Below are 24,143 nucleotides of genomic sequence, written 5' to 3' on the forward strand. Positions count from 1 at the left end.
CGGGCGATTCGCTGGCGTTTCGCTGACGTCCCTTAGTCTTCTGGTCCCTCCCCTGGGCCTCCTTAGTCCTATTCAGTCCTATTTTCCGGGAAAAGTTCTGAGAGGTTCCAGCGCTGCCGGACCCCTTGACGCCCCTGCAGCCCGTTCACATACTGGCTGCCAAATCGATTTGGCCAAATCGATTTGGCGCATGGCGTACCCCGCCGGAGCCAGATCGCAGACCGAAGTCGGAGCGAGCCGAACGGAGCTCGAAAACGTGTCCACGCCCAGCGCACCACACCCCGCACCAGATCCCGCACCCCACCCCGTAGACGAATCCCGCCCGCTCAGCAGGGTGATGCTCTTCGGCATCCAGCATGTTCTGGTGATGGCCGCTACGCCCATCTCGGCCGTCTTCCTGATGAGTGCCGTCCTCGGCTTCGACGCCCGTCTCACCGTCAATCTGCTCTCGGCGGTGTTCATCCTGTCCGGCGTGGGGTCACTGCTCCAGTCCCTGGGCCCCTGGAAGCTCGGCGCCAAGCTGCCGTTCGTGATGCTGCCCGGGGGCGCCCCGCTCATCCTCTTCATCGCCATCGCCGAACAGCACGGCCCCCGTACCGCCACCGGGGCGGTGATCACCACCGGTCTCTTCTACTTCCTCGTACTCCCGCTCTTCGCCCGGCTGCTCCGGTTCTTTCCCGGCCTCGTCATCGGCACGATGATGGTCATCGTCGGGGTCAACCTCGTCAAAGTCGGCGCCCTGCTCGTCACCGGCCGTCCCGGGGAGCCCGGCTTCGCCGACACCCACAATCTGCTGCTGGGCTTCGCGACCATCGCCTTCACCATCGGCCTCTACTGGCTGTTCAGCGGCATACTTCGGCAACTCGCCGTGATGCTCGGCCTCATCGCCGGTACGGTCCTGGCGGTCCTGCTCGGCAGCGCCGACTTCGGCGTGGTCGCCGATGGCTCCCTCGTCCAGGCGCCGCAGCCGCTGCCGTTCGGCACCCCCGAGTTCAATCTGCTCGCCGCACTGCCCCTGATGCTGTACAGCATCGCCTCGATGGCGGAGGCCACCGGGCAGACCGTCATCAACGCCGAAGCCGTCGGCAAGAAGATCGAGCCGGACAAGGATGTGCCCAAGACCATCCGCGGTGACGCGGTCACCTCGACCCTCGGCGGATTCTTCGGCCTGCCGCTGATGGTCACCAGCGGGGAGAACATCGGCATCGTACGGGTCACCGGGGTCCGCAGCCGGTTTGTCACGGTGGCCGCCGGGCTGGTGCTGATCCTCATTGGCTTCGCCGCGCCCATCACCCGTGCCATCAGCGCCGTTCCCTCCGCCGTGGTGGGCGGCACCGCGATGGTGGTCTTCGCGGTGATCACTGTGCTCGGTGTGCAGATGCTGGCCCGCTGCGATCTGCACGACCAGGCCAATACGTTCATCATCGCCACCGCACTGGCGCTGGGCCTGCTGCCGATCCTCGTGCCGGGCGTCTACGAGGCATTCCCGCCCAACGCCCGCATTCTGCTGGAGAGCGGAGTCGCGGTCGGCGCGACCGTCGCGGCCGTGCTCAACATCCTCTTCCACCATGTACGGCCCTGGCTCCGGCGCCGCCGCCCCGGCGGCACGGATACGGACACGGATACGGATACGGATACGGGCCGGTCGGCCGACGCGGACTCCGGCGCCGGCGTCCCGAAGTCCTGAGCGAGCAGAAACCCCCAACCCCCCACCCCGACCGAGAAGAGAGTCATGACCGACCTCCACCCCGACAGCCCCGACAGCCCCGACAGCCTTGACAGCCCCGACAGTCTCGGTGCCGAGTCGCTGCTGCTGGTTCCCGATGTGGTGCTGACGCCCGACGGGCCCGTGCGCGAGCACGCCGTCGTCGTCTCCGGCGGGATGTTCCTCGCCGTCGCCCCCGCCGAGCAGGTGCTGCGCGAGTACCGGCACCTCACCCCGGTGCGGCTGGCCGGACACGTCCTGATGCCCGGGTTCGTCGATGCCCATCACCACCTCACCCAGAGCTTCGGTTCGGCCCTGGCGTTCGGAGAGCCGTCGGAGATATTCCGCCGGGTGTGGGTGCCGCTGGAGGGCGCGCTGGATGAGGAATCCGCGCATCTCTCGGCGAAGCTGGCGGCATTGGAGGCGCTGCGCGGCGGCTTCACCACCGTCGCCGAGGCGGGCACCCGGGCACCGGTCGATGTGGAGGCGGTGGCCTCGGCCACCCGCGACGCGGGCCTCCGCTGTGTGCTCGGGATGGTCTGCGGCGATGTCGGCGTTGCTGGCGGGGATGGCGAACTGCCCGCCGACCGCGCGCAGGCACTGGCGGCGGCCGAGCGGCATCTCGGCCGCTATGCCGAGGACTCTCTGGTACACCCCTCGCTGGCCGTTCCGGTGCCCGAGGCGGCGACCGCGCGGACGCTGCGGGACACCGCCCAACTGGCCCGGGAGGCCGGTGCCGTCGTCCAGATCCATGTCAATGAGCATCTCGCCGGCGTCGAACGGTCGCTGCTCCAGCACGGGCTGCGGCCCCTGGAGTACCTCCATGACGTCGGCGCGCTCGGGCCCCAACTGCTGGGTGCGCACGCCACGTTGCTCACCCCCGGGGAGGTGACGCTGCTGGTCGACAGCGGGGCGGCGGTCAGCTACAACCCGGTGGCCAGCGCCTGGAAGGGCAACGCCGTGGCCCCGGCCATGGCGCTGGCCGAGCGCGGGGTGCGCTTCGGGCTGGGCACCGACGGCACCCGGGGCGATGCGTTCCGGCTGGTGGAGGCCGCGGAGTTCGCCCAGCGGATCACCCATGGGCTGACCGTGGGCGACAACTCCTGCGGGGCGGGCTGGACCTGGCTGGAGCGGGCCACCCGGTGGGGTGCCGACGCCGTCGGGCTCGGGCACCGCACGGGGCGGATCGCCGAGGGGATGGCGGCGGACTTTCTGCTGGTCGATGTGACCGGGCCGGAGATGCGCCCGTCCTGGGACCTGCCCTGGGAGCTGGTGCGGCTGGCGGGCCGGGACCAGATCACCGCCGTCTTCGTCGCCGGACGGCTGCGGCTGTGGCACGGCTGGCCCACCGACTGGGACGGTCCCGCCCTGGTCGAACAGGCCGCCGACACTGGCCGGAAGGTGGTGGAACAGGCCGCCATCACCCGCGCCCACCCCACGTCCGTACAGCACCAGGCCGCCCACTGCCGGGCCGGACGGCGGCGGACGGAGAACGGGGCGGCGTGAGTACGGAAATGACCGCGCTGCTCGCACTCGTCGTGGCGGTGGCGGCGTTCGTCCAGGGCACCAGCGGCCTCGGCTTCGCCCTGATCGTCGCGCCGGTGGCCGGACTTCTGGACCCCACCCTGGTCCCGGTGTTCGTGCTGGCCACGATGGTCCCGCTGAATCTCTATGTGGTCGTGCGGGAGCGGGGCGCCCTGGATCTGCGGGGCGCGGGCTGGATCAGCGCTGCACGGCTGGCCGCGACCCCGGCCGGGCTGATGCTGCTGTGGGCGATCCCGCAGCAGCAGCTCGGCCCGGTCGTCGGGGTGGCGACGGTGCTGGCCGCGGCGGTGAGCCTGGCGGCGCCCACGTTCACCCCGGGGCGTGCCGCCTATCTGGGGGCCGGGGTCGTCACGGGGCTGACCGAGACCGCGACCGGGGTCGGTGGGCCACCGCTGGCCCTGGTCTACCAGCACCGCCCGCCGCCCGAGCTGCGCTCCACGGTCGCGATGTGCTTCCTTGTCGGTGAAGTCGCCTCGCTGGCACTGCTGTTCGGCACGGGTCAGGGGCAGACCGGGGAGCTGTGGCCGGTGCTGCTGGTACTGCCCGCCCTGGCGCTCGGCGCCGGGCTCAGCCGACTGGTCCATCATCGGATCGACGCGGCGCGGATGCGCTTTCTCGTACTGGCCTTCGCCCTGATCTCCGGGACCGTGCTCATCCTGGGTTGAGCCCTGGAGAGGTGAGCCGCAGCGAGGAGGCGCGAGGCACGATACGGGGCTCGGGGGCCCGCACCACGGTGGCGGTGTCCTCCCCGCGCAGCCTGCCCAGCAGCAGCTCGACCGCTTCGGTGGCGGCCCGGTCCAGCCACAGATCGGCCGCCGTCAGCGGCGGCTCGCAGGTCTTGGCGCGAATCCCGTCGTAGCGGGTGACGACCATGACATCGCCGGGGATGGTGCGGCCGCTGTCCTTGACCGCGCGGACGGCGCCGACTGCGAGCGCGTCCACCATGGCGCAGACCGCGTCGATCTGCGGATGCCGCTCCAGCAGCGCCGCGCAGGCGTCGTAACCGGCCTGCTCACCGCCCTCCTCCGGCGCGGTCACGGAGATCGGCTCCCAGCCCCGCTCGGCGGCCACCCGCGCGAAGGCGGCGCGGGCGTCAACGGCGGAGTGGCGGGAGCTGGCACCGGTGATGAGCGCCGGGCGGCGGGCGCCCTGCTCCCGCAGATGGTCCAGCAGCCGTTCGATGACCAGACCACCGTGCAGATCCACATACGGCGCGTCCTCCGGCGCCGCCACCTGACGGCCCAGCGACACATGGGGCAGCCCGCGCTCCCTCAGCTGGGCCACCACAACATCGCCCTCGTCCGGCTCGACGACGATGGCGCCATCGATGTCGACCGACTGCAGCCCGGCGGCGGACTGCGCGGGCGGGACCAGCACCAGGGCGAAGTCATGGGCCAGGGCCCGCTCGGCGGCGGCCGCCGCCACCTCCATGTAGAAGCCCAGCCGGGAGGGCCCGCCGGCCACCGCGACCGGCATCGAGGAGGCCAGGGCTATCGCGTTGGCCCGGCCCCGGCGCAGCCGCTGGGCACGCGGATTGGGGTGGTAGCCGATCTCGGCCGCGACCTTCCTGATCCGTTCGCGGGTACGGGGGTCGACCCGTCCCCGCTCATTGAGGGCGTGCGAGACCGTGGTCCGCGACACCCCCGCGGCTCGGGCGACATCACTGATCGTCGGCTGCCCGGCTGCCGAACGGGAGGCGGTCATCTGCGTACAGGCTCCTCACACGCCACTGGATCGGCGGAGCGCCCCGGCTGCCCGCCTCCCCGCCATTCTCCCTCAGCCGTGCTTCGATGGAGGTGTGCCCTTGCTCATCGGCACCTCTGGGTGGCAGTACCGGGATTGGCGGGGTGTGCTCTATCCGCCGAGCACCCCGCAACGGCTGTGGCTGGAGGAGTACGCGCGGCAGTTCGCCACCGTTGAGAACAACAACGCCTTCTACCGGCTGCCGCAGCGCGACACCTTCGCCGAGTGGCGGGAACGCACGCCCGACGGCTTTGTGATGGCGCTCAAGGCGAGCCGCTTTCTCACTCATATGAAGCGGCTGAAGGATCCCGAGGAGCCGGTGCGGCGGCTGCTGGACCATGCCGAGGGACTGGGTGACCGGCTGGGGCCGGTGCTGCTGCAGCTCCCCCCGAATCTCCAGGCGGACGCCGGGCGGCTGGACGCGTGCCTCGGCTGCTTTCCGCCCGGCATGCGGGTGGCGGTTGAGCCGCGGCACGACTCGTGGTGGACCGATGAGGTGCGGGGCGTCCTGGAGCGGCACGGGGCCGCGCTGTGCTGGGCGGACCGGCGGGCCCGGCCCGCGACACCGCTGTGGCGGACCGCGGACTGGGGGTATCTGCGGTGCCACGAGGGGATCGCACGGCTGCGGCCGCGGTACGGGGAGCGGTCGCTGGAGACCTGGGTGCGGCGGATCGGCGATGAGTGGCCGGACCGGGCGGATGTGTATGTGTACTTCAACAATGATGTGGGTGGGGCGGCGGTTCTTGACGCGGTCGCGTTCGCGCGGGCGGCGAGGAAGCTGGGCCGCGCGGTAACCCGCACCCCGCGCCTCTAGCCGGGCACCCCGGCTGTTCAGCGCGGGCCCACCGGCCCGCCCCGGTACCGGCCCAGGCCCGCGCAACCACTTCTTCCCGGCTGTACCGAGATGCGGCTCCGCCACGTGGCCGGGCTCCCGGGACCCGGCCACCAGCGCGGGCTCACCGACCTGCCCCGGTTCGGGCCCAGGCCCGCGCAACGACCCCGCACGGGGGCTTCCCCAATTCCCTCCCCTTCCCGGCTGTACCAGCATGCGGCTCCGCCGCGCGGCGGGGCTTCGCCCGGGCGCCGGGCGTGCCGTGGGTGGGGTTCCCCAATTCCCGCCCCTTCCCGGAAACCGGGGCTTCGCCCCGGGCCCCGGAGTTTGCCGGTGCGGGACGGTGGCCGGGTGTTGTGCCCACCCGTGCCGCCCCTCGGGCGGCCCGAGTGCCCACAACATGGGTGGGGGTCCGGGGGCGGCAGCCCCCCACGCGGCGGAGCCGCAAATCAGTACAGCCGGGGAGGGGTGGGATTGGGGGAGTTACCGGCGGCGGGCGTACGCGCTCAGGGCCGCGTCGACGGTGAGGAACGTGGCCAGGCCCAGGCCGAGCAGGGGGATGAACCAGCCGGCCAGCAGCGTCACCGCCGCCAGGGGCAGCCACCAGGCCGGCGGCAGCCGCCGCAGCGCACCGCGCGGATACGGGTGGGCCGTGGGGCGGCGCAGCCACCACATGCGGTACCCCCAGACGATCAGCAGGGCCAGCCCCACCGCGAGCGCGAACAGCACCAGCTGGTTGGCCAGGCCGAACAGCCGCCCATCATGGGCGTTGATGCCCCACGAGGTCAGCTTGGCCAGCACCGGATAGTCGGCGAAGTCGAGCCGGTCGGTGACCAGACCGCTGGCGGGGTCCACCGCGATCTGGTCCATCCGCTGCGGCACCTGACGGTCAGTCTGCTTGACCACGTAATCGCCACCCGGCTCGGGGACGTTGATCTCAACCGGCCCGGTCAGCCCCTGCTCCGTACGGGCGATCTCCAGCACCTGATCGAGGCCAATGTCCGGGTGGTCCCCGGACGCGGGCGCGGACCCGGCGGCGGCGGAGATCCTGGGCGTCGAGCCACCGACCCGCTCCCTCAGCTCACCGATGTTCTCGCCCGCCCACGTGGACCAGGTCAGCCCGGTCGCGGAGAGCACCAGCAGACCGAGCGCGGCCCACAGGCCGACCGTGCCGTGCAGCGAGAGGACGCGGCGCCGCCCGGTGGTGCCACGGAGCTTGCGCTGTTTACGTCGGCGGCCCAGCCACAGCAGCACCCCGCCGAGCACCACCACCCACAGCCAGCTCGCCGCCAGCTCGCTGTAGAAGCGCCCGGGCTCACCCAGCAGCAGGTCACGGTGGAGGCTGGCCGCCCAGGCCCGGAAGGGCAGTGCGCCGGAGCTGCCGTAGCTCTCCAGCGCACCCTTCACCTCGGCGGTGTGCGGGTCGACGAAGATGGCCAGTGACTTGTCCTCGGGCACGCTCGGGTCGTTCAGCAGTACCCGGGTGGTCGCACCGGCGCCGTCGGACGGCCAGACCGCCTTGAGCTCACCGTCGGGGTGGGCCTTGAGCGCGGCGTCGACCTGCTCGGCGAGCGGGACGCTGGTGTCCTGGGCCGGGACGGAGAGCTGGTCGGAGTAGATCACCTTCTCTATCTGGTACGAGGCGGCGTACAGCCCGCCGGTCACCGCGGCGACCAGCAGGAAGGGGGCTATGAGCAGTCCGGCGTAGAAGTGCAGCCGCAGTACGAGCGGCCGCAGCGCGGTCCAGCCGGTGGGCCGCCGGGGTGGCGGCTCCGCTTTCTCGGGGGCTTTCCGGGCAGGGGTGTCTACGGACATGGGGACGCGGATCCTTCGTGGCGGATGGTGATGGGGTTACGCGCTGAGTGCTGCGTTCCCGGGCGGACCACGGCGGGAGAGGGTGTGCGCGAGGCGCACGGTGTGCGGACGCGCGGCGGTGCGCCCGGTCCGTACGAGCGGGGCCGCCGTCTCGGGCAGTGCCGCCGGTACGGGGCGCAGCGCGAGCGGCGGCAGGGCGAGGGCGTGCAGCGCCCGCAGCAGCCGGAAGAAGACGACCTCACCACGCCAGAGCCACAGCGCGCAGCAGAGCGCGGTCAGCAGATGGGCGGCGAGCATGCCCAGCGAAACGTGGTGGGTGGGGTGGGTGAGGTGGGTCCCGTGCGCCGGGGGCGCCATGGGCATCCGCGTGGCGGCGAAGAGCAGATGCAGCGCTGTCTGTACGGCGAGCAGTCCGCCGCCGATCGTCATCGGACCACGGCGGCGGTGCCCGCCGAGCCACGCCACCGAGCCGGTCACCGCCAGGGCGGCAAGCAGGGTGCGCAGGGGTGTGTCATGACCGGACATGGCCGTGTGCCCCGCCGCCGCCAGCACCACACACACCGCCGCGAAAAGCGCGGCGCGTATGGCGCGGGACAGCGATCGGGGTGCGGAGGTCATGGTGGCGGCATCATGGCACGGCCGTGGACACGCCTCTCTTAACAGGGCCTTTTTTATCAAGCACGGACAGGGGCAGCGAACGGTCACCCGCTTGCCACCCCGAGTTGTCTAGTCCGCGGCGGAGTCCGTCGTTACGCTTCCCCAACCGGTGCGCTGGGAGGGGTGAGAACGATAAAACTGACCAGACGTCATATGCTCGGAGCCGGAGCCGTCGCGGCCGGGGCGCTCGCGGCCGGAGCGACCGTGGCCGCGGGCACGGGGGCAGCGCTGCCCGGAAGCGCCGCACGCCGCCCCCCCACCGCACCCGATCGGCTGCGGCCCGTACGGGCCGCGCTGCAGCGGCTGCTGCCGGATCACGCCAGCCAGTTCCAGCTCGCCGAGCTGACCGGCAAGGAGCGCTTCCGGGTGACCGGGAGCTACGGGCGGATCACGGTCGCCGGGACCAGCCCGGCCGTGCTGCTCACCGCCGTGCACTGGTATCTCAAGGAGGTCTGCCACGCCCATATCTCCTGGGCGGGCAGCCAGCTGAGCCTGCCCTGGCTGCTGCCGGCGCCCGGTCAGCCCATTGAGCGGGCCGCGACCGTGCCGCACCGCTTCGCGCTCAATGACACCCATGACGGGTACACCGGGCCGTACGCGGACTGGCCGCGCTGGGAGCGGCTGATTGATGTCATGGCGCTGCACGGCTGCAATGAGGTGCTGGTGACACCGGGCACGGAGGCGGTCTACCACCGGCTGCTGCGGGGCTTCGGCTACCGCGACTCCGAGGTGCGGGCCTGGCTGCCGGCCCCGTCGCACCAGCCGTGGTGGCTGCTGCAGAACATGTCCGGTTACGGCGGCCCGGTCAGTCCCGAGCTGCTGGACAGACGCGTGGAGCTGGCGCAGCGGATCGTACGGCGGCTGCGCGAGCTGGGCATGTCACCGGTGCTGCCGGGCTACTTCGGGACCGTACCGGATGACTTCACCAAGCGTAATCCCCGCGGGCGGACCATCCCGCAGGGCCAGTGGGCCGGGCTCAAGCGGCCTCACTGGCTGGATCCCCGGACACCGGTCTTCCGGGAGGCCGCCGCCGCCTTCTACCACCATCAGCGCGAACTCTTCGGCGATATCGAACACTTCAAGATGGATCTGCTCCATGAGGGCGGCAACCCGGGCGATGTCCCGGCGCCCGACGCCGCCCGCGCGGTGGAGAAGGCGCTGCAGGACGCCCACCCCGGGGCGACCTGGGTCATCCTCGGCTGGCGGAACAATCCCCACCGCGAGCTGCTGGACGCCGTGGCCGACAAGGAGCGGATGCTGATCGTCGATGGGCTCTCGGACCTTGAGCGGGTGACGGACCGCGAGCGGGACTGGGGCGGGGTGCCCTACGCCTTCGGCACCATCCCGAACTTCGGCGGCCGCACCACAATCGGCGCCAAGACCCATATGTGGACCAGGCGCTTCACCGCCTGGCGCGACAAACCGGGCAGCAAGCTGGTCGGCACCGCCTATATGGCGGAGGCGGCGGAGCGCGACCCGGCCGCGTTCGAGCTCTTCAGCGAACTGGCCTGGCGCCAGGAGGCGGTGGACCGGGAGAGGTGGTTCGCGGACTACGCCAAGACGCGTTACGGCGACGAAGACCGGTACGCGCATGCCGCCTTCGCGGTGCTGCGCAGGACGGCCTATGAGATCAGCAGCGCCGACGGCCGCCCGCATGACTCCATCTTCGCCGCCCGGCCCAGCCTGGACGCACGCTCGGGAACGTTCTACGCCACCCGCTCCCCCGCCTTCGATCCGGCGGGCTTCGACTCCGCCTTCGCCATGCTGCTGGGCGTACGGGCGTCACTGCGCACCAGCGACGCCTACCGCTACGACCTGACGGACATGGCCCGGCAGGCGCTGGCGAACCGCTCCTGGCAGCTGATCGGGCAGCTGAAGGCGGCCTACGTGAGAAAGGACCGGGAAACCTTCCGCGCCCTTTCCACGCTGTGGCTGAAGCTGATGCGGCTGAGCGAGGAGATGGCCGGCACCCACGAGGCCTTCCTGCTCGGCCCCTGGCTGGCGGACGCCCAGCGGATGGCCACCGGCGACACCGAACGGGCGCAGCTGGAACACAGCGCGCGGAAGCTGATCACCACCTGGGCGGACCGGCCCACGGCCAACGGCGGGCGGCTGCACGACTACGCCAATCGCGACTGGCATGGCCTGATCGGTGACTTCTATCTGCCGCGCTGGCAACGCTGGCTGGATGAGCTGGCGGACGCGCTGGCCGAGGGGCGGGAGCCGCGCGAGGTCGACTGGTACGCGGTCGAGGAGCCATGGAGCCGGGAGCGTAAGGAGTATCCGCTGCGCCCGGTCGGTGATCCGTACCGCACGGCGGTCCGGGTGTACCACGCGCTCGCCCGCGCGCCCTACCAGGGGACGCTGACGGCCACACTGGATCCGGTGGAGCTGGAGCCGGGCGGGCGTGGGCTGCTGACCGCGTCCTTCCGGAACGTCAATGGGCTGCGGGCGACCGGCCCGGTCGACTTCACCCTCAGCGGCCTGGACGCCGTGCCGCTGGACCCGACCGCGGTAGCCGCCGTACCGGCCGGTGGTACGGCGACGGTCCGCTGGCGGGTGACCGCGCCCGGCGAACCCCTGGAACGGCCGCTGCGGCGGGTGCCGTACACCCTGGGCGCGCGGTACGCGCCGCGTGGTGAGGGCGACCGGGTCCGGGCCGTGTACGACGGCGAGCTGCTCGTGGCCGGTTCGCTGGCCAACTGAAGGGGATCGCTGTCGCACACAGGTACAGGTGACCAACGATCCATTCACTCGTTCTGCTCAACGTGGCCCCTTCAGACGTGACTTCGCAGACCCTTTCCTCTTCTGCTTCCTCTCCCGTACCGCCCGAGCCCATCGATATCGAACAGGCCGAGGCCGCGCTCATCGAGCACTATCCCCGGCTGGTGCGGCTCGGCTATCTCGTACTGCCGCCCGCCCTCGGCCGGCACCGCCGGGTGCTGACCGCGCACGCCCTGGCGCAGCGGTCGCTGCCGCGTGGCCGGGCCGCCACCGAGACGCCCCCGCTGCCCACCCAGCGGGGCTACGGCGGCCGGACGGCGGACCCCGGCTACGCGTATGTGCGGCTGCGCGTGCTGCGGGCCGCGCTCACCGCCGAGCGGCCACGGCGGATCGGACGGTGGGAGCTGAGCTGGCTGCCCAGGGTGCCGCCACCGCTGCCCCAGGTGCTGGGGCTACGGCTGTTCCCGCGTTCCGGGGGCGCCGATGAGCTCGCTCTGGACCAGGCGCTGTGCACGGTTTCCGGGGCGGCCCGGGCCGCGTATGTGCTGCGCGATCTGGAGGGGATGGCCGACGCCGATGTACGTAAGCTGCTGGCCGCCGCCGGGGTGGACGATCCGCATGCGGCGCTGACCGAGGCGAACGGCGTACGGAGTCCGGCGGGCAGCCGGGACCGTTCGCTGCTGGAGTCGGTGGAGTTCGACCCCTGCTCCCTGCAAGCCCGGCCGACCGATCTGATGCGTCGCCGCCAGCACGGCCGGGCCGCGATCGCGGCGGTGGCGGCGCTGGCCGTCTGCGGGCTGCTGCTGGGGCTGCCCGGGGACACCTGGGGGCGGGACGGTGCGGCCGCGCCCGCCTATGCCAGGAATCCGGCGGCGCAGCGCGCCCTGGACCCGGCGAAGCTGCACCAGGTGCGGCCGGCCGCCTGGCAGAGCTCCGCACGGACCGACTTCTCGGCCTGGCCCGCCCGGGGCGAACTCACCGGGGACAAGGAGCTGTTGCGGCGCGCCCTCGCCGTATGGGCACGCCCCGGCGGGCAGGTCAATGTGACGGCGACACCGGGCACCCAGGCGGGCCCGGCGGCGGGTCCGGCGCAGCTGCTGTACGCGGGTGAGGTGGACGGCGCCTCGGTGGTGCTGCTGCACGACGGGCTGCGGGTGGTGCGTTACGCGGAGCCGAGGGGCGGCGAGAAGGGTCCGGTGGGCCTGGACTTCGCCCGTACGGACACGGCCGACACGGCATCGTCGACCGCGGTGCTCCTCACCCGCAGCGACGGTAACGCCCGCTATCTGACGGCGCCCTGGGTGACGGACGTAACCGTCCTGAACCTGCTGAAGCCGGGCGACGACGGGCGGGTGGTCAAGCGCCGGGAGGACGGGGTGACCGATCCGGTGACCAGCCCGCCGCTGGGCCAGCAGCGGTGTGGGGTCTGGCCCGCGCTGCGGATCACGGCGCAGGGCGGTGCGAAGCCGTATCTGCTGACGGATCTGGGTGAGCTGACCCCGGCCCGGCTGACCCATGGCGCCCCGGACGCGGAGCCGCGTGACGCGCTGGGTTCGGCGGCGCGCGCCTCCCTGGCCCGTACGGCCTGCCATCTTTCGACGGTGAGCGGCGGCGGGGTGCGGACGGTCAACTCCTGGGTCTTCGCCGAGCAGCGGCTCCCCGAGGGGGACGGCAAGGCCAGCTGGGTGTGCACCCGGGCGGAGACCTGGCGGGGCCCCGGCAGCCGGGTGCTGGCGCAGTTCCAGGCGCCGGGCAAGAAGCCGGGGACGCCCGGCGCGGTCACGGCGCAGGCGGCGGACAGCCCGGTGTGCGGGCCGCGCGATCAGCGGGTGCTGAGCGGGGTGCTGTGGAAGTCCAGCGAAGGGGACTGGCATCTGCTGGCGGCCGGGAGTGAGCCGGTCGCCTCGATCACGGCGACCGGCGGTGTGACGGGCAGCTCCGATGAGCGGCTGCTGGCGGTACCGGCCAAGAAGGGCGCCCAGGCGGAGCTGTCCGCCACGCTGAAGGACGGCGGCGAGCTCGGCCCGCTGAAGTAAGCACGGTCTTCTGTCGCACACCTATTGCCAGGAGGGTACCCGCCAGTACATTGACGCCATGTCTAATACGGCCACGAAGCTGAAGGCCCGCAATGTCGCCTTCGACTGGTCCCGGACTCCACTGCACTGGGTGCCGGGTGATCCGTCCACCACGCACACCATCAATGTGCTCCACCTGCTGCTGCCGGCCGGTGAACGATGGTTTGTGCACGTCTACAAGCAGGTGCTGCCCTATATCCACGATGAGCGGCTGCGCGAAGATGTGATCGGGTTCATCGGCCAGGAGGCCGTGCACTCCCAGGCACATGACGATGTGCTGCCGCAGCTGAAACGGCTGGGCCTGGACCCGACGCCGTACACCGCACAGGTGGACTGGCTGTTCGAGAAACTGCTCGGCGACCGCACGCTGCCGCCGGGCAGGGCCCAGCGGTGGTGGCTGATGGAACGCGTCGCGCTGATAGCGGCGATCGAGCACTACACGGCGTTCCTCGGCAACTGGGTGCTCAACGCCAAGGCGCTGGACGACCGGGACGCCGACCCGGTGATGCTGGATCTGCTGCGCTGGCACGGCGCGGAGGAGGTCGAGCACCGCTCGGTGGCCTTCGATCTCTTTATGCATGTCGACGGCGGCTACCGGCGCCGGGTGCGCACCTGGGCGACGGCGTTCTCGGCGCTGGTCTTCCTCTGGCAGCGCGGCACACGGTTCTTCATGGAGAACGACCCGACGCTGCTGGACGGCAAGGCCAGCTTCCGGGAGTTCCACCGGGCCGGGCGCGAGGGCGTGCTGCCCACCACCGGGGACATGGTCCGCTCCATACCCCGCTATCTGAGCCGTGCGTACCACCCCTCGCAGGAGGGCAGCACCGCCCAGGCGCAGGCCTACCTCGCCGGCTCCCCCGGCGTACACGGAAAGGGAGCCTGATATGCCCCGACTGCGCACAGTCGCCCTGCTCACCGGTGGCGCCCTGCTGGCCCGCCGGGCGCTGCGAAGCCGGATCAAGCGGTCACCGCTCTGGCCCATGCCACCGCTGGCGGAGCCCATATCCGGCGTACGCCGCCATCAGCGGCCGACGACCGGGCTGCGGCTGACCGTGGCCGAACGTACGGAACCAGCCGAGGGCGTCGTCCAGCTCCGCCTGACCGCCGACTACGGCTCCGAGCTGCCCGCCTGGGAGCCGGGCGCCCATATCGACCTGGTTCTCCCCTCCGGCCTGGTCCGCCAGTACTCACTGTGCGGCGACCCAGCCGACACCGGCTCCTACACCATCGCCACCCGGCTGGTGGAGAACAGCCGGGGCGGCTCCCGCGAGGTGCACGAGCAGCTCTTCGAGGCCACCGAGGTCGACGTACGCGGCCCGCGCAACCGCTTCCCGCTGGTGGACGCCCCGGCGTATCTCTTTGTCGCGGGCGGCATCGGCATCACCCCGATCCTGCCGATGGTGTACGCCGCCGAGTCGGCCGGTGTGCCATGGCGGCTGCTCTACGGCGGACGCAGCCGGGCGACCATGCCGTTCCTGGCGGAGCTCGCCAAGCTGGACGACGGCAATGGCCGGGTGACGATCGTCCCGCAGGACGAAGACGGCCTGCCCGACCTCACCGGCTCGCTGCGCGAGACGCCAGCGGACGCCGCCGTCTACTGCTGCGGCCCGGACGCCCTGATGGACGCCGTAGCCGACCTGTGCGCCGCGGAGCCGCCCGGCGGCGCACTCCACATGGAACGCTTCTCCCTCACCACAGTCCACCCATCGGCCGAGGACCAGCCCTTCGAGGCCGAGCTACGCCACAGCGGCCACACGGTGCACGTACCGGCGGACTCCACTCTCCTTGCCGCGATCCGCAGCCAAGCGCTGCCGGGCCTGCCGTACTCCTGTGAGCAGGGCTTCTGCGGCACCTGTCAGCAGCGGGTCCTCGCCGGGGAGATCGACCACCGCGATGAGCTGCTGACCGACGCGGAGCGGGATGATTCCATGCTGATCTGTGTATCCCGGGCCCGCGGCGGCCGTCTGGTACTCGATCTGTAACTGCGACCTGGACACAGGTCGTTAGGGTGTTCCTATGACGACCGGTGTTCGGCGCAGAATGGGTGTGAAGGAGCGGCGACAGCAGCTGCTCACGGTGGCGCTGGAGCTGTTCAGCCAGCGATCTCCCGATGAGGTGTCGATAGACGACATCGCCACAGCCGCCGGGATATCCCGCCCGCTCGTCTACCACTACTTCCCCGGCAAGCACAGCCTCTACGAGGCAGCGGTACGGGTGGCCGCCGACGAGCTGTCCGCCCGCTTCATCGAGCCCCATGAGGGCCCGCTGGGCCCCCGGCTGCTGCGCGTGATGGGCCGGTACTTCGACTTCGTCGAAGAGCATGGGCCCGGCTTCTCCGCACTGCTGCGCGGTGGCTCGACGGTTGGCTCGGCACGGGCCAACGCCATGATCGACGAAGTCCGGCAGAAGGCGTACGACCAGGTCCTGAACCACCTGGACGTGACCGAGCCGGGCCCCCGCCTGGCCCTGGTCATCCGCTCCTGGGTGGGCCTGGCGGAGACCACGGCGCTGACCTGGCTGGACGACCGGAAGATCCCCCGCGAGGAGCTGGAACTCCAGCTGGTCCACAACTTCATGGCCCTCAGCGCGGTCACGGCCACCACGGACGAGGAGACCGCGGCACTGGTCAAGCACATCATCGCCCAGGAACCCCCCGAGGGCCCCTTCACCAACCTGCTGACCAGCCTGCTGTCCTTGGCCCCACAGGACGACTAGTTGCCCGTTCCCGGCACCCGTACTGAAGGCCCCGCGACGCACGTCAGCCACTGGCGGCTTGCATGGCGGCCCTCCAGCCGCGTCCTTGGCGAATGAGGTCAGCCGGTCCACCTGCGCGGGTGACTGGCACATCCGGCGCGGTGGGTACAGGGCCGGGCCTCTCCGCCTTCCGCAGGTCCGGCTTCGCCCAGGCGGGCAGCGGCGGCATATACCGCAGCAGCCGCTGCCGTACAAACCCTCTGGGCGAGCGGACCCCTTCCGGTGGCAGCCCCTGCGCGACCACGGCCCGGATGGTCTCCGGCCCCTCACCCCGCAGCAGATAGTGCCCGGCGATCTGCGCCAACTCCCGCGCGTCAGCCGCCGACAGCACCAGCTCAGGCGTGGTCCGCCGCAACCGCATCAACACCCCCTCAGCCCGCTCGGCATACGAGGCCAACGGCCCCGTCAACGCCGACAGCCCCGCCTCCCTGTCCGGCTTGCCCTGCGGTGCTGGCTTTGGCGTGGGGACAGGGAGGGGGGTCTGGACTACATCTGTCTCGTGCCCCTCCGGGGGCCGCCGCCAGGCGGGCCGTGAACCGGCCGAACCGGCGGCCGGTTTCGCCTGCCACTGAGCCGAGTTGAGAATCCGCACCCCCAGCCTCCGCGACTGGTCCGTGTCCTTGCCCAGCCGTGCGGCCTCCTCAGCCGCCGCCCACCCGGCCTCCACCTCCGCCTCCGTCCGCAACGGCACCAGCGACGCCATCCGCTGATCGCGGATCTGCCCCTCCCGGTTCTGCCGCTTCCGCGCATGCCAATGCCCATGCTCCCGCAGCGACTTACGCGCGGCGTTGGTCTTCTCCTTCCCCATCCCCAGCCCCTTGGCGACCGCGTCACTGTTCCGCCCGTTCCGGGGCGCCAGCTTCACCATCGCCTGCAACAACCGCAACCCGGCATCAGACAGCCCGACCTCATCGATCAACGCTTCAGGGGTTTGAAGGAAGGGAGCACGCGCAGGCGCGCTAACATCGCAGTGCATCGTCAGTGGGCCCAATCCACTCGTCGGTGTAGGCCCTCGGGAGCGGTGGTCGCACACCACCCGAGGGCCGCTTCGTCACACAGACGAAGCAGGTCATCACCCAAAGTACACCGCCGCTGCGTCGCGTGCGGTCAAGTCCCCTTATTCCGCCACAGCTTGAGGCGTGCCACGGCAGGTGTTGGCCAGCGCACCGATCTTGGAGATCCGCACAATGACGGTGTCTCCTGGGGTAATCGGGCCGACTCCGGCGGGCGTACCGGTGAGCACCACATCGCCTGGGAGGAGTGCCGAACCCATCGATGGCGACGCCGTGGCATGGTCCGACGGTACCTGGTGGCCTCCGCCTGGCCTCCAGTGCAAGTGTGCTTGCGTTCAGCTCAACGCTTTCTCGGCGGCATTCATGACCAGGTGCCATGGATACGTCTCCGGCCGTCCCTGTCCCGGCTGGTTCGGCACGAATCCGCCTTCGCCGTACAGCATGGTCACTCCCGCGTTCCGTAGTGTCTCGACAGAGCGCTCGAACTGCGGGTGGTGGGCATAGGCGGAGTTCACGCATGGCATAGCCACCGTCGGACTTTTCTTACCGATTGCTTCTGCGGCCAGTCCGACGACGAACGACGATGTCAGGCCCAGGGCCCAGGCGTTGATGCTGTTCATGGTGGCCGGAGCGAACGCGATCACGCTTGCCTTAGGCCAGGTGTCCGGCTCACCTGGCAGCTTGTACTGCGAACGGACCGCGTGTCCGGTCAGCTCCTCCAGTTCGGGCAGGCGCTCCTCCAGCCAGCAGGCGGCAGGCGGCGTCAGCCCCACACACACCTGCCACCCATCGGCCTGAGCGCGCTTCACGACGTCAGCGAAGTAGAACACCGGTGGAGCAGCAGCGCCGAACAAATACATCACACGGGACATAGCGCAATCCCACCACACCCGGGCGCTCCACGACCCAGAGCGGCGGGCGACGGGAGACACCCTTCCCGCACCTATCTATACAGGTACCGCTTATGACCGAATACGCATGCAGGGATGCAGGGACTGAACGCCACTTGGCCCGGGCCGCGACGAGCCAGCCACCTACGCTGCGGTACAGGCGAGTGGCCGCTCCGTCCCAGGGCAGCGCCTTGGATATCGTCGCTCGGCTCCTGGGCTTGTTCCATCCGGTGGCGGTGCTGGGGCGTAGTGTGGCGGCCGATGATTACCACTGTCGCGCTGGATATCGGGGAGACCATCGTCCGCGATGACCGCTACTGGGCGTCATGGGCCGACTGGCTCGGTGTTCCCGTCCACACTTTGTCCGCTCTGGTCGGGGCGGTTGTCGCTCAGGGTCGGGACAACGCTGATGCGGTGCGGTTGCTGAAGCCAGGCATCGACCTCGACGCGGAATACGCCGCTCGCGAGGCAGCCGGACGAGGTGAGTACCTGGCTGAGAGTGATCTCTATCCAGACGTACGCCCCGCGCTGACCGCGCTTCAAGAGGGCCGGGTCCGTGTGGTGGTCGCTGGGAACCAGTCCGTACGCGCGGCTGAGCTGCTGCGGGCGCTGGACCTGCCTGCGGACGCGATCGCTACCTCCGGCGAGTGGGGCGTCGCTAAACCGGACCCGGAGTTCTTCAGCCGGGTAGTGGAGTTGGCCGAAGCCGAGCCGGACCACGTCCTGTACGTCGGGGACCACCCGGCAAACGATGTTGGCCCCGCAGCCGCAGCTGGCTTGCGGGTGGCGCACATCCGACGCGGCCCTTGGGGACACCTGTGGGCCGACAACGCCGAGGCATCCGCAGCCGACTGGCACATCACCTCACTGTACGACCTGGTGCGGATCACCAAGGGGTGAGCGTCGTTCTGCCCCGACTGTGCGACGGGAGGGGCAGATCTCCTGTCGGTGCGTGAGTACGCCGCTACCGTACGACGTGGACGCCTCGAACGGAGACAAGCATGTCCCGGAGACCGCACGTTGGGCGGCGTATCGCCGCAGCCCGCCGTATCGCACGCATGACGCAGCAGGATCTTGCTTGCGTAAGCGGGGTTTCCTACTCCACCGTGCGCGCCGTCGAGCGCGGCGTGCGGAACCCCAGTGACGCGGTGCTGGGTGCCCTGGCCGACGCAGTGGATACCGACCCATCCAGGCTGCTCGGCGATACGGGCCCGCACAGTCGCGTACGGGACGCCCTTCCGGCACTGTCGGCCGCTATCGCCACGTATGACCAACCCGAGGACGGGCCAGTTCGGCCGCTGGAGGAGTTGCGTTCCGATGTCGGCAAGCTCGCTGAGCAACGGCTAGCAGCCCGATACCTGCGTATCGCTGAGGATGCGCCCGCACTCTTGCAGGAGCTGGCCCGAGCCTTGGCCGATGGAAACGAGGCTCAGCGGCCTGCGGCGGCACGGCTATTGGCCAGCGCCTACCGCTCCGCTGACTCTGTGGCTTACAAAGCAGGGGCGATGGATCTATCCGCCCGGTTCGTCGAGCTGATGCGCTGGGCGACCGTGCAGGCGGACGACCCGCTGCTGGCAGCTACCACCGCCTACGTGCGCACGGAGACCTTCCTTGCTGCTCGCTCGCATGGCGCGGGTCTGCGAGCGCTGGAGGTAGCGGTAGACGCCACACCTACCGCAGCACAGACGCTGGGAATCGCGGCCCGCGGTGCCCTGCACATGCGGGCTGCCGTGATCGCCGCACGCGGGGGCGACGCGGATGCGGCCACCCATCACCTTGACGAGGCACGTCTGCTCGGTGACGGCGTGCCGGAAGGCGTCTACGGTGGCACGGCCTTCGGGCCGTCCTCGGTGCGCATCCACGAGGTATCGGTGGCTGTCTCGCTCGGCGACGCTCATCTTAAGCGTGCGCTGGACATCGCGAGCCGGTGGGCACCGCCCAGGGACCTACCGGCCGAGCGCCGGAGCGGGTTCTTCATCGAGCTGGCCCGAGCTCAGCTCTGGGCGGGCCTGCGGGACAACGCGTACGAATCGCTGAAGGTCGCGCGCAAGATCGCGCCGCAGCACACACGCGAGCACCCCTGGGTCCAGGAAGACATCGCAACACTGCGCCGAATTAAACGCGCCGACCGCGAGGACCTGTCCAACTTCGCCCAATGGTGCGGTGCGGTCTGACGGCATACGGCTGCTACATCAAGTAGCAGTTGTAGCCATTACGGGCCGCCACCATCTGTGTGTCCACGAAACACGCAGATGGGATGAGCGATGAGCCATACAGCGTCTCCGGCGAATGCGCCGGAGGATCCGATGAGCATCGTCAGGCTCCGTGGCGAAGCCTGCTGCCCCTGCGGTGCTGTGAACCGCCCGCTGCGCCCAGCGGGCACCGTGACGCCCCGGCTCGGTGGGGGAAGCGAGCAGCGATGGGCCGTTGCCGCGTGTCATCAGCACCGGCCTCGGGGCGGTGCGTGGCGATGAATCCGGCTATCGCATGGCGGCCGCCGTCCGGCCCGGATGTGCAGATGCTGCCCGCCGGAAGATGGTGGGACGCCGTCCAAGTTCCCTCGTACCTCGGGGCCCTCGCCCTGGACGAGCTTGGCAGCGATACCGGGGCCGTGATCGAGGACGGCTACGGCGCGCTGTACTGGCTCGTCCCACCCAACGCAGCCGATGACTGGGGACTCCAGGGCATCGCGGTACGCGGCGAGACCACCTATCTAGCGGTGCCGCCACAGCACCGGACGAAGGGGCCTGGTTTGCGCTGGCGAGTGCTGCTCACACCGACCAGGTACCTGGCAGACCCGGACCGGCTGCACGACGCGCTAGCCGCAGCAGTGGCCAAAGCCCTTGGCCCACGTACGCCCCGGCAGTGCTGCCGCTGCCACAGGACCACTCCGGCCCCAGTGCCAGTGCGGATCATTCACGCCGCTACCGGCCCTGGCCGCACCGTATACGCCTGCCAGGTCTGTGCGCCCCACATCCCGCCCGGCCCTGACGACCTTGGATTCCTGGAGGCTGCGCAGCGGCGGAGGGAGACCCGGTGACAGCCCCGGCCCATGGTCAGCTGGCTCCGCACTGCCGCCTGGCCACCGACCGGCCGGAATACGCCGACGAACACCAGCGCTGCCGTGGCGACGAGGCCGTACGCATCCCCGGTGAGCTCCCGCTCGTGACGCAGCGCTGCGCCTGCGACTGCCACCAGCACGAATGGAGGACCAGCCAGTGATCACCACGTTCTACACGGCACCCCACGCCCGCCTGCCCCAAGCCCGGTTCCGGCGCCCGAAAGACACCGAACCGATCGACGGCGACGCCGTGCGCCTGGTCCGGCCCTACGTGTTAGCCGAGGAACAGCAGGAGGCATGTCACCCCGGCACTCGGTGCTGGTTCGCCGAGGCCGGAGTGGGTGCGTGGCCCGCTGGCGGAGATGCCACGGTGATGCCCACAGAAGAACGTGCAGAGTTGCGGCGCCGAGCTGATTCCCGGTGGGCGCGGTGGCTCGAGCACGCCGAGAGCTGCGCGCGATGCCGAGGCGTGGACGGTGAGCTCTGCGCGCAAGAGCGAGCTCTGCATACGTCATGGCGAATGGCACGGGCCGCGACCGGCGCCCCTCGTTTCTAAATTGTGCCGCTGCCGACAGCCGCCCGCCCCGAACTCGCGCAGTCGGCGGGTTCTCAAACTTACTGTCCCCCACCGCCGAGCGTGGCGGGCCTGCGGAGTCGGGTAGTTCTGGAGGGTCAGGCCACGAATCCCTGCCCAGTGCAGGGGTGCAAGAGCACTTCCCATGACCGAAAAGAAGGGGAAGCAATGCCTACCGCAACACTCGAAGGGCACAGCACCACGGGCCTGCCGTTGGACAGGCCGGAAGCACGGTTCCCTCTCGATCAGGAGGGGCCTCCGGTGCTGCCTGAACTGAGCAGCGTTCACGGGCCGACACCGTTCGCCTTCCGGTTCCTCACTCCGGTAACTCGGTCGGGCGGCATCCTGCCGAGCGACATCGAGTACGACGAAGAGAGCCAGACCAGCATCATCGAGGGGCTTCCACCCGGCATCTTCATGACGAAGAACCCTCCCATGACCTACGAAACGACCGAGCCCAGCGGGCAACTGGACGCGAAGGACGACCCAGGACCGAGTGACGACTAATGCCCGAAGCCGGAACAGTGCTCGTCCTGGCCGGCCGCTTCGACCCAACGGCGGATCTAGCGATCGAGGAGCTGAACCGGCGTGCCGTGCCCGTATTCCGGGCCGATGTGGCGGAGTTCCCGTTGAGGCTGGTCCTGGACGCCAGCCTCAACGGGAGCGGCTGGCACGGTACGCTCAGCACCGACCAACGGACTCTCCACCTGCAAGCGGTCCGCTCCATCTACTACCGTCGTCCTTCTCGCCCCCAGTTCCCGAAGGACATGTCACCGGAGGCCCGGAAGGTGGCCGAGAGAGAAGCCCGCCTGGGCTTCGGCGGATTGTTGGCAGCTTTGCCGTGCCGGTGGCTGTCTCCGCCGGGGAAGGCCGCAGATGCCGAGTACAAGCCCCTACAGCTCCGCGTTGCGGCCGAAGCGGGGCTGAGCGTCCCGCGGACTCTGATCACCAACGATCCGCATGCGGCAAAGGACTTTGCCGAATCAGTAGGCGGCCAACTGGTCTACAAGCCCTTCTACCCTGTGCGCGGGACCGTCCAGGGCGAGATGTCCGCCGTATACACCACCCTCGTTGATCCACGTGACCTGTCTCACCCGAACATCGCGACAACCGCGCACCTTTTCCAAGAGTGGGTGCCGAAAGTGCACGAAGTCAGGTTGACCGCAGTCGGGAGTCGGATGTTCGCTACGGAGATCCACACCGATTCCGAGTCAGGGCGAGTGGATTGGCGCAGCGACTACGAAAGCCACACGTACAAAATCTGCGACCCTCCACCTGAGGTTGCGGCTGGGGTCCGCCAGACTCTGGATCGGCTCGGGATTTTTTACGGCGCCTTCGACTTCGCAGTCACACCGGAAGGTGATTGGCGATTTCTGGAGGTGAATCCGAGTGGTCAGTACGGGTTCGTGGAGCAAGCGACCGGCTTGCCGATCACGGCCGCAATCGCGGATTACTTGGAAGGGGTAGGAACGTGACGAGCGTCTTGGTTGACGAACAACAATTGATTGAAGCGCGCGTGAAGCTCGCACGACAGATGGAAAGCGGCAGCGTCGTCCTTTCAGCCCGCCTGGCTGAGGCATTCCTGAACACTCCTCGCCACCCCTTCGTTCCGGTCTTCTACCGCAGAGACGGAGAGAGGTTCACGCCCTGGCGTGGCACAGACGGGGACGGGGAGTCCTGGCTGGCTCACGTGTACTCCGACGACTCCCTCATTACGGAAGTGGACGGGGTGCACGCCCAAGACGCTGGGGCCGAAGGCGTGATTGGAGCCCCTACGTCCTCTTCGACCGCGCCAAGCCTCATGGCGGACATGCTCGACGCATTGGACGTACGCCACGGGGCCGAGGTGCTGGAGATCGGCACGGGAACCGGTTACAACACGGCCTTGCTGTGTCGACTGGCCGGAGAAAAGAACGTCACGACGGTGGACAACTCGGCAGCACTCACGGTCGCGGCCCGGACCCGTCTTAAGGCCCTGGGCTTTACACCCACTGTGATGCAGGTTGATGGCATTGAAGGGTTCCCCAACCGAGCTCCCTTCGACCGGATCATTGCTACGTGCTCCGTACGACGGATTCCGCCCGCATGGTTGGATCAGTGCAAGCCAGGGGGTCTCATGATCGTCCCGATCAAAGGGGCCCTGGCCGGGGGCATGCTGGCCCGGCTCAAGAAGCTGCCGGACGGTACAGCCGCCGGGCGCATCCTGCACACCCCGGCCGCCTTTATGCCACTGCTGTCTGAGCCCCAGGAGTTCGTCAAGGTCCCAGCTTCCCTGGATGGAGCGCGTCGGGAATCGGAACTGTCCGGCAGCGTGCTGGATGACTGGACGTTCTCCTTCTTCGCCCAGCTCCACATGTCCGCCAACATGATTCGCGCTTACCAGCGTAAAGATGGCATGCATGTCACGGAACTGTTCGATCCAACGGACAGCTCTTACACCCGTGTCGCGGACAGCCCGGAGGGCTGGCCAAGTGTCACCACGGCTGGGCCGCGTGACCTTTGGGCTCCGATTGAGAGCGCATACGACCAGTGGGAAACGCTCAACCGCCCCCGGCGGGAATGGTTCACCATCGAGGCCACCACTGCCCAACAAGTCCTCACGTACACCGAACCCGACGGGCGTGTGCACCGATGGCAACTTTGAACTCGTCTCATTTGGTTCCGAGGTCAGTAGCCTGCGGCGGTGGGGATCGTGGAGCGCATGGTGCCGGACGAGTTGTGGGAGCTGTTCCAGCGAGTGGTGCGACCTGCGCCG

20 protein-coding genes and 2 pseudogenes are annotated in these 24,143 nt (G+C 69.8%); 16 read left to right on the plus strand and 6 right to left on the minus strand.

What is annotated here, in order from left to right:
- The first annotated feature begins 337 nt into the window (after positions 1-337).
- From test1122_RS04315 to test1122_RS04325, 3 genes are read left to right on the plus strand one after another with little or no spacing between them, the layout of a single operon-like run.
- On the plus strand, positions 338-1,687 hold the full coding sequence (locus tag test1122_RS04315) for a uracil-xanthine permease family protein (protein ID WP_422397060.1): 1,350 nt from the start codon (positions 338-340) through the stop codon (positions 1,685-1,687).
- Positions 1,688-1,732: 45 nt separating this feature from the next.
- Complete coding sequence (locus tag test1122_RS04320) at positions 1,733-3,211, plus strand: amidohydrolase family protein (RefSeq protein WP_232267824.1); 1,479 nt, start codon at positions 1,733-1,735, stop codon at positions 3,209-3,211.
- Positions 3,208-3,915, plus strand: a complete 708-nt coding sequence (locus test1122_RS04325; protein WP_232267825.1) for a sulfite exporter TauE/SafE family protein — start codon at positions 3,208-3,210, stop codon at positions 3,913-3,915. Before test1122_RS04320 ends, test1122_RS04325 begins: the two co-directional genes overlap by 4 nt.
- Here the strand turns inward: test1122_RS04325 and test1122_RS04330 are convergent.
- Positions 3,902-4,954, minus strand: coding sequence for a LacI family DNA-binding transcriptional regulator (locus test1122_RS04330; protein WP_232267826.1), 1,053 nt, complete (start codon positions 4,952-4,954; stop codon positions 3,902-3,904). The two genes, test1122_RS04325 and test1122_RS04330, sit on opposite strands and share 14 nt — an antisense overlap.
- Before the next feature lie 94 nt (positions 4,955-5,048).
- Here test1122_RS04330 and test1122_RS04335 point away from each other — a divergent pair, with 94 nt between their 5' ends.
- Positions 5,049-5,807 (plus strand): DUF72 domain-containing protein, encoded by a 759-nt coding sequence (locus test1122_RS04335; protein ID WP_232267827.1) that lies wholly within the window; start codon positions 5,049-5,051, stop codon positions 5,805-5,807.
- A 501-nt stretch (positions 5,808-6,308) separates the two neighbouring features.
- Here test1122_RS04335 and test1122_RS04340 read toward each other — a convergent pair.
- On the minus strand, positions 6,309-7,640 hold the full coding sequence (locus tag test1122_RS04340) for a PepSY-associated TM helix domain-containing protein (protein WP_232267828.1): 1,332 nt from the start codon (positions 7,638-7,640) through the stop codon (positions 6,309-6,311).
- 36 nt (positions 7,641-7,676) lie between these two features.
- Positions 7,677-8,258 carry a hypothetical protein gene (locus test1122_RS04345; protein WP_232267829.1) on the minus strand — a complete coding sequence of 194 codons (582 nt, stop codon included), beginning with the start codon at positions 8,256-8,258 and terminating at the stop codon, positions 7,677-7,679.
- A gap of 192 nt (positions 8,259-8,450) precedes the next feature.
- On the opposite strand from test1122_RS04345, the pseudogene test1122_RS04350 reads away from it, so the two are divergent.
- The 5 genes and pseudogenes from test1122_RS04350 to test1122_RS04370 form a co-directional block, all read left to right on the plus strand.
- Positions 8,451-10,994, plus strand: a pseudogene (locus test1122_RS04350) (alpha-N-acetylglucosaminidase); the annotation flags it as partial.
- 86 nt (positions 10,995-11,080) lie between these two features.
- Positions 11,081-13,057: a hypothetical protein gene (locus test1122_RS04355; RefSeq protein WP_232267830.1), complete on the plus strand. Its 1,977-nt coding sequence runs from the start codon at positions 11,081-11,083 to the stop codon at positions 13,055-13,057.
- A 58-nt stretch (positions 13,058-13,115) separates the two neighbouring features.
- On the plus strand, positions 13,116-13,979 hold the full coding sequence (locus tag test1122_RS04360; RefSeq protein ID WP_232267831.1) for a metal-dependent hydrolase: 864 nt from the start codon (positions 13,116-13,118) through the stop codon (positions 13,977-13,979).
- A 1-nt stretch (position 13,980) separates the two neighbouring features.
- Positions 13,981-15,078, plus strand: coding sequence for a PDR/VanB family oxidoreductase (locus tag test1122_RS04365; protein WP_232267832.1), 1,098 nt, complete (start codon positions 13,981-13,983; stop codon positions 15,076-15,078).
- A gap of 34 nt (positions 15,079-15,112) precedes the next feature.
- On the plus strand, positions 15,113-15,811 hold the full coding sequence (locus tag test1122_RS04370) for a TetR/AcrR family transcriptional regulator (RefSeq protein ID WP_232267833.1): 699 nt from the start codon (positions 15,113-15,115) through the stop codon (positions 15,809-15,811).
- A gap of 43 nt (positions 15,812-15,854) precedes the next feature.
- Here the strand turns inward: test1122_RS04370 and test1122_RS26545 are convergent, their stop codons facing one another.
- From test1122_RS26545 to test1122_RS04385, 3 genes and pseudogenes are all read right to left on the minus strand, one after another.
- Positions 15,855-16,769 (minus strand): hypothetical protein, encoded by a 915-nt coding sequence (locus test1122_RS26545; protein ID WP_277879791.1) that lies wholly within the window; start codon positions 16,767-16,769, stop codon positions 15,855-15,857.
- A 198-nt stretch (positions 16,770-16,967) separates the two neighbouring features.
- A pseudogene (locus test1122_RS04380) lies at positions 16,968-17,111 on the minus strand (fumarylacetoacetate hydrolase family protein); the annotation flags it as partial.
- Between the two features lie 87 nt (positions 17,112-17,198).
- Complete coding sequence (locus tag test1122_RS04385; RefSeq protein ID WP_232267834.1) at positions 17,199-17,735, minus strand: flavoprotein; 537 nt, start codon at positions 17,733-17,735, stop codon at positions 17,199-17,201.
- 279 nt (positions 17,736-18,014) lie between these two features.
- On the opposite strand from test1122_RS04385, the gene test1122_RS04390 reads away from it, so the two are divergent.
- The 7 genes from test1122_RS04390 to test1122_RS04420 all read left to right on the plus strand — a co-directional run bounded on the left by test1122_RS04390 (position 18,015) and on the right by test1122_RS04420 (position 24,032).
- Entirely contained in the window at positions 18,015-18,653 is a 639-nt protein-coding gene (locus test1122_RS04390) for an HAD family hydrolase (RefSeq protein WP_232267835.1), read from the plus strand.
- A gap of 101 nt (positions 18,654-18,754) precedes the next feature.
- Positions 18,755-19,927 (plus strand): helix-turn-helix domain-containing protein, encoded by a 1,173-nt coding sequence (locus tag test1122_RS04395; protein WP_232267836.1) that lies wholly within the window; start codon positions 18,755-18,757, stop codon positions 19,925-19,927.
- A 296-nt stretch (positions 19,928-20,223) separates the two neighbouring features.
- A complete protein-coding gene (locus test1122_RS04400; protein WP_232267837.1) occupies positions 20,224-20,793 on the plus strand; it encodes a hypothetical protein in 570 nt (189 codons plus the stop codon).
- The gene (locus test1122_RS04405; RefSeq protein WP_232267838.1) at positions 20,790-20,975 is read left to right on the plus strand and encodes a hypothetical protein; all 186 of its coding nucleotides are present in this window, start codon (positions 20,790-20,792) and stop codon (positions 20,973-20,975) included. The genes test1122_RS04400 and test1122_RS04405 overlap by 4 nt, the downstream gene beginning before the upstream one ends.
- A 674-nt stretch (positions 20,976-21,649) precedes the next feature.
- Entirely contained in the window at positions 21,650-21,895 is a 246-nt protein-coding gene (locus test1122_RS04410) for a hypothetical protein (RefSeq protein WP_232267839.1), read from the plus strand.
- The gene (gene tgmB, locus test1122_RS04415) at positions 21,895-22,863 is read left to right on the plus strand and encodes an ATP-grasp ribosomal peptide maturase (RefSeq protein WP_232267840.1); all 969 of its coding nucleotides are present in this window, start codon (positions 21,895-21,897) and stop codon (positions 22,861-22,863) included. Before test1122_RS04410 ends, tgmB begins: the two co-directional genes overlap by 1 nt.
- Positions 22,860-24,032: a methyltransferase domain-containing protein gene (locus tag test1122_RS04420; protein WP_232267841.1), complete on the plus strand. Its 1,173-nt coding sequence runs from the start codon at positions 22,860-22,862 to the stop codon at positions 24,030-24,032. The genes tgmB and test1122_RS04420 overlap by 4 nt, the downstream gene beginning before the upstream one ends.
- Positions 24,033-24,143 lie beyond the last annotated feature (111 nt).

Origin of the sequence: Streptomyces gobiensis (genome assembly GCF_021216675.1) — a bacterium.
Classification (GTDB): Bacteria; Actinomycetota; Actinomycetes; order Streptomycetales; family Streptomycetaceae; genus Streptomyces; species Streptomyces gobiensis.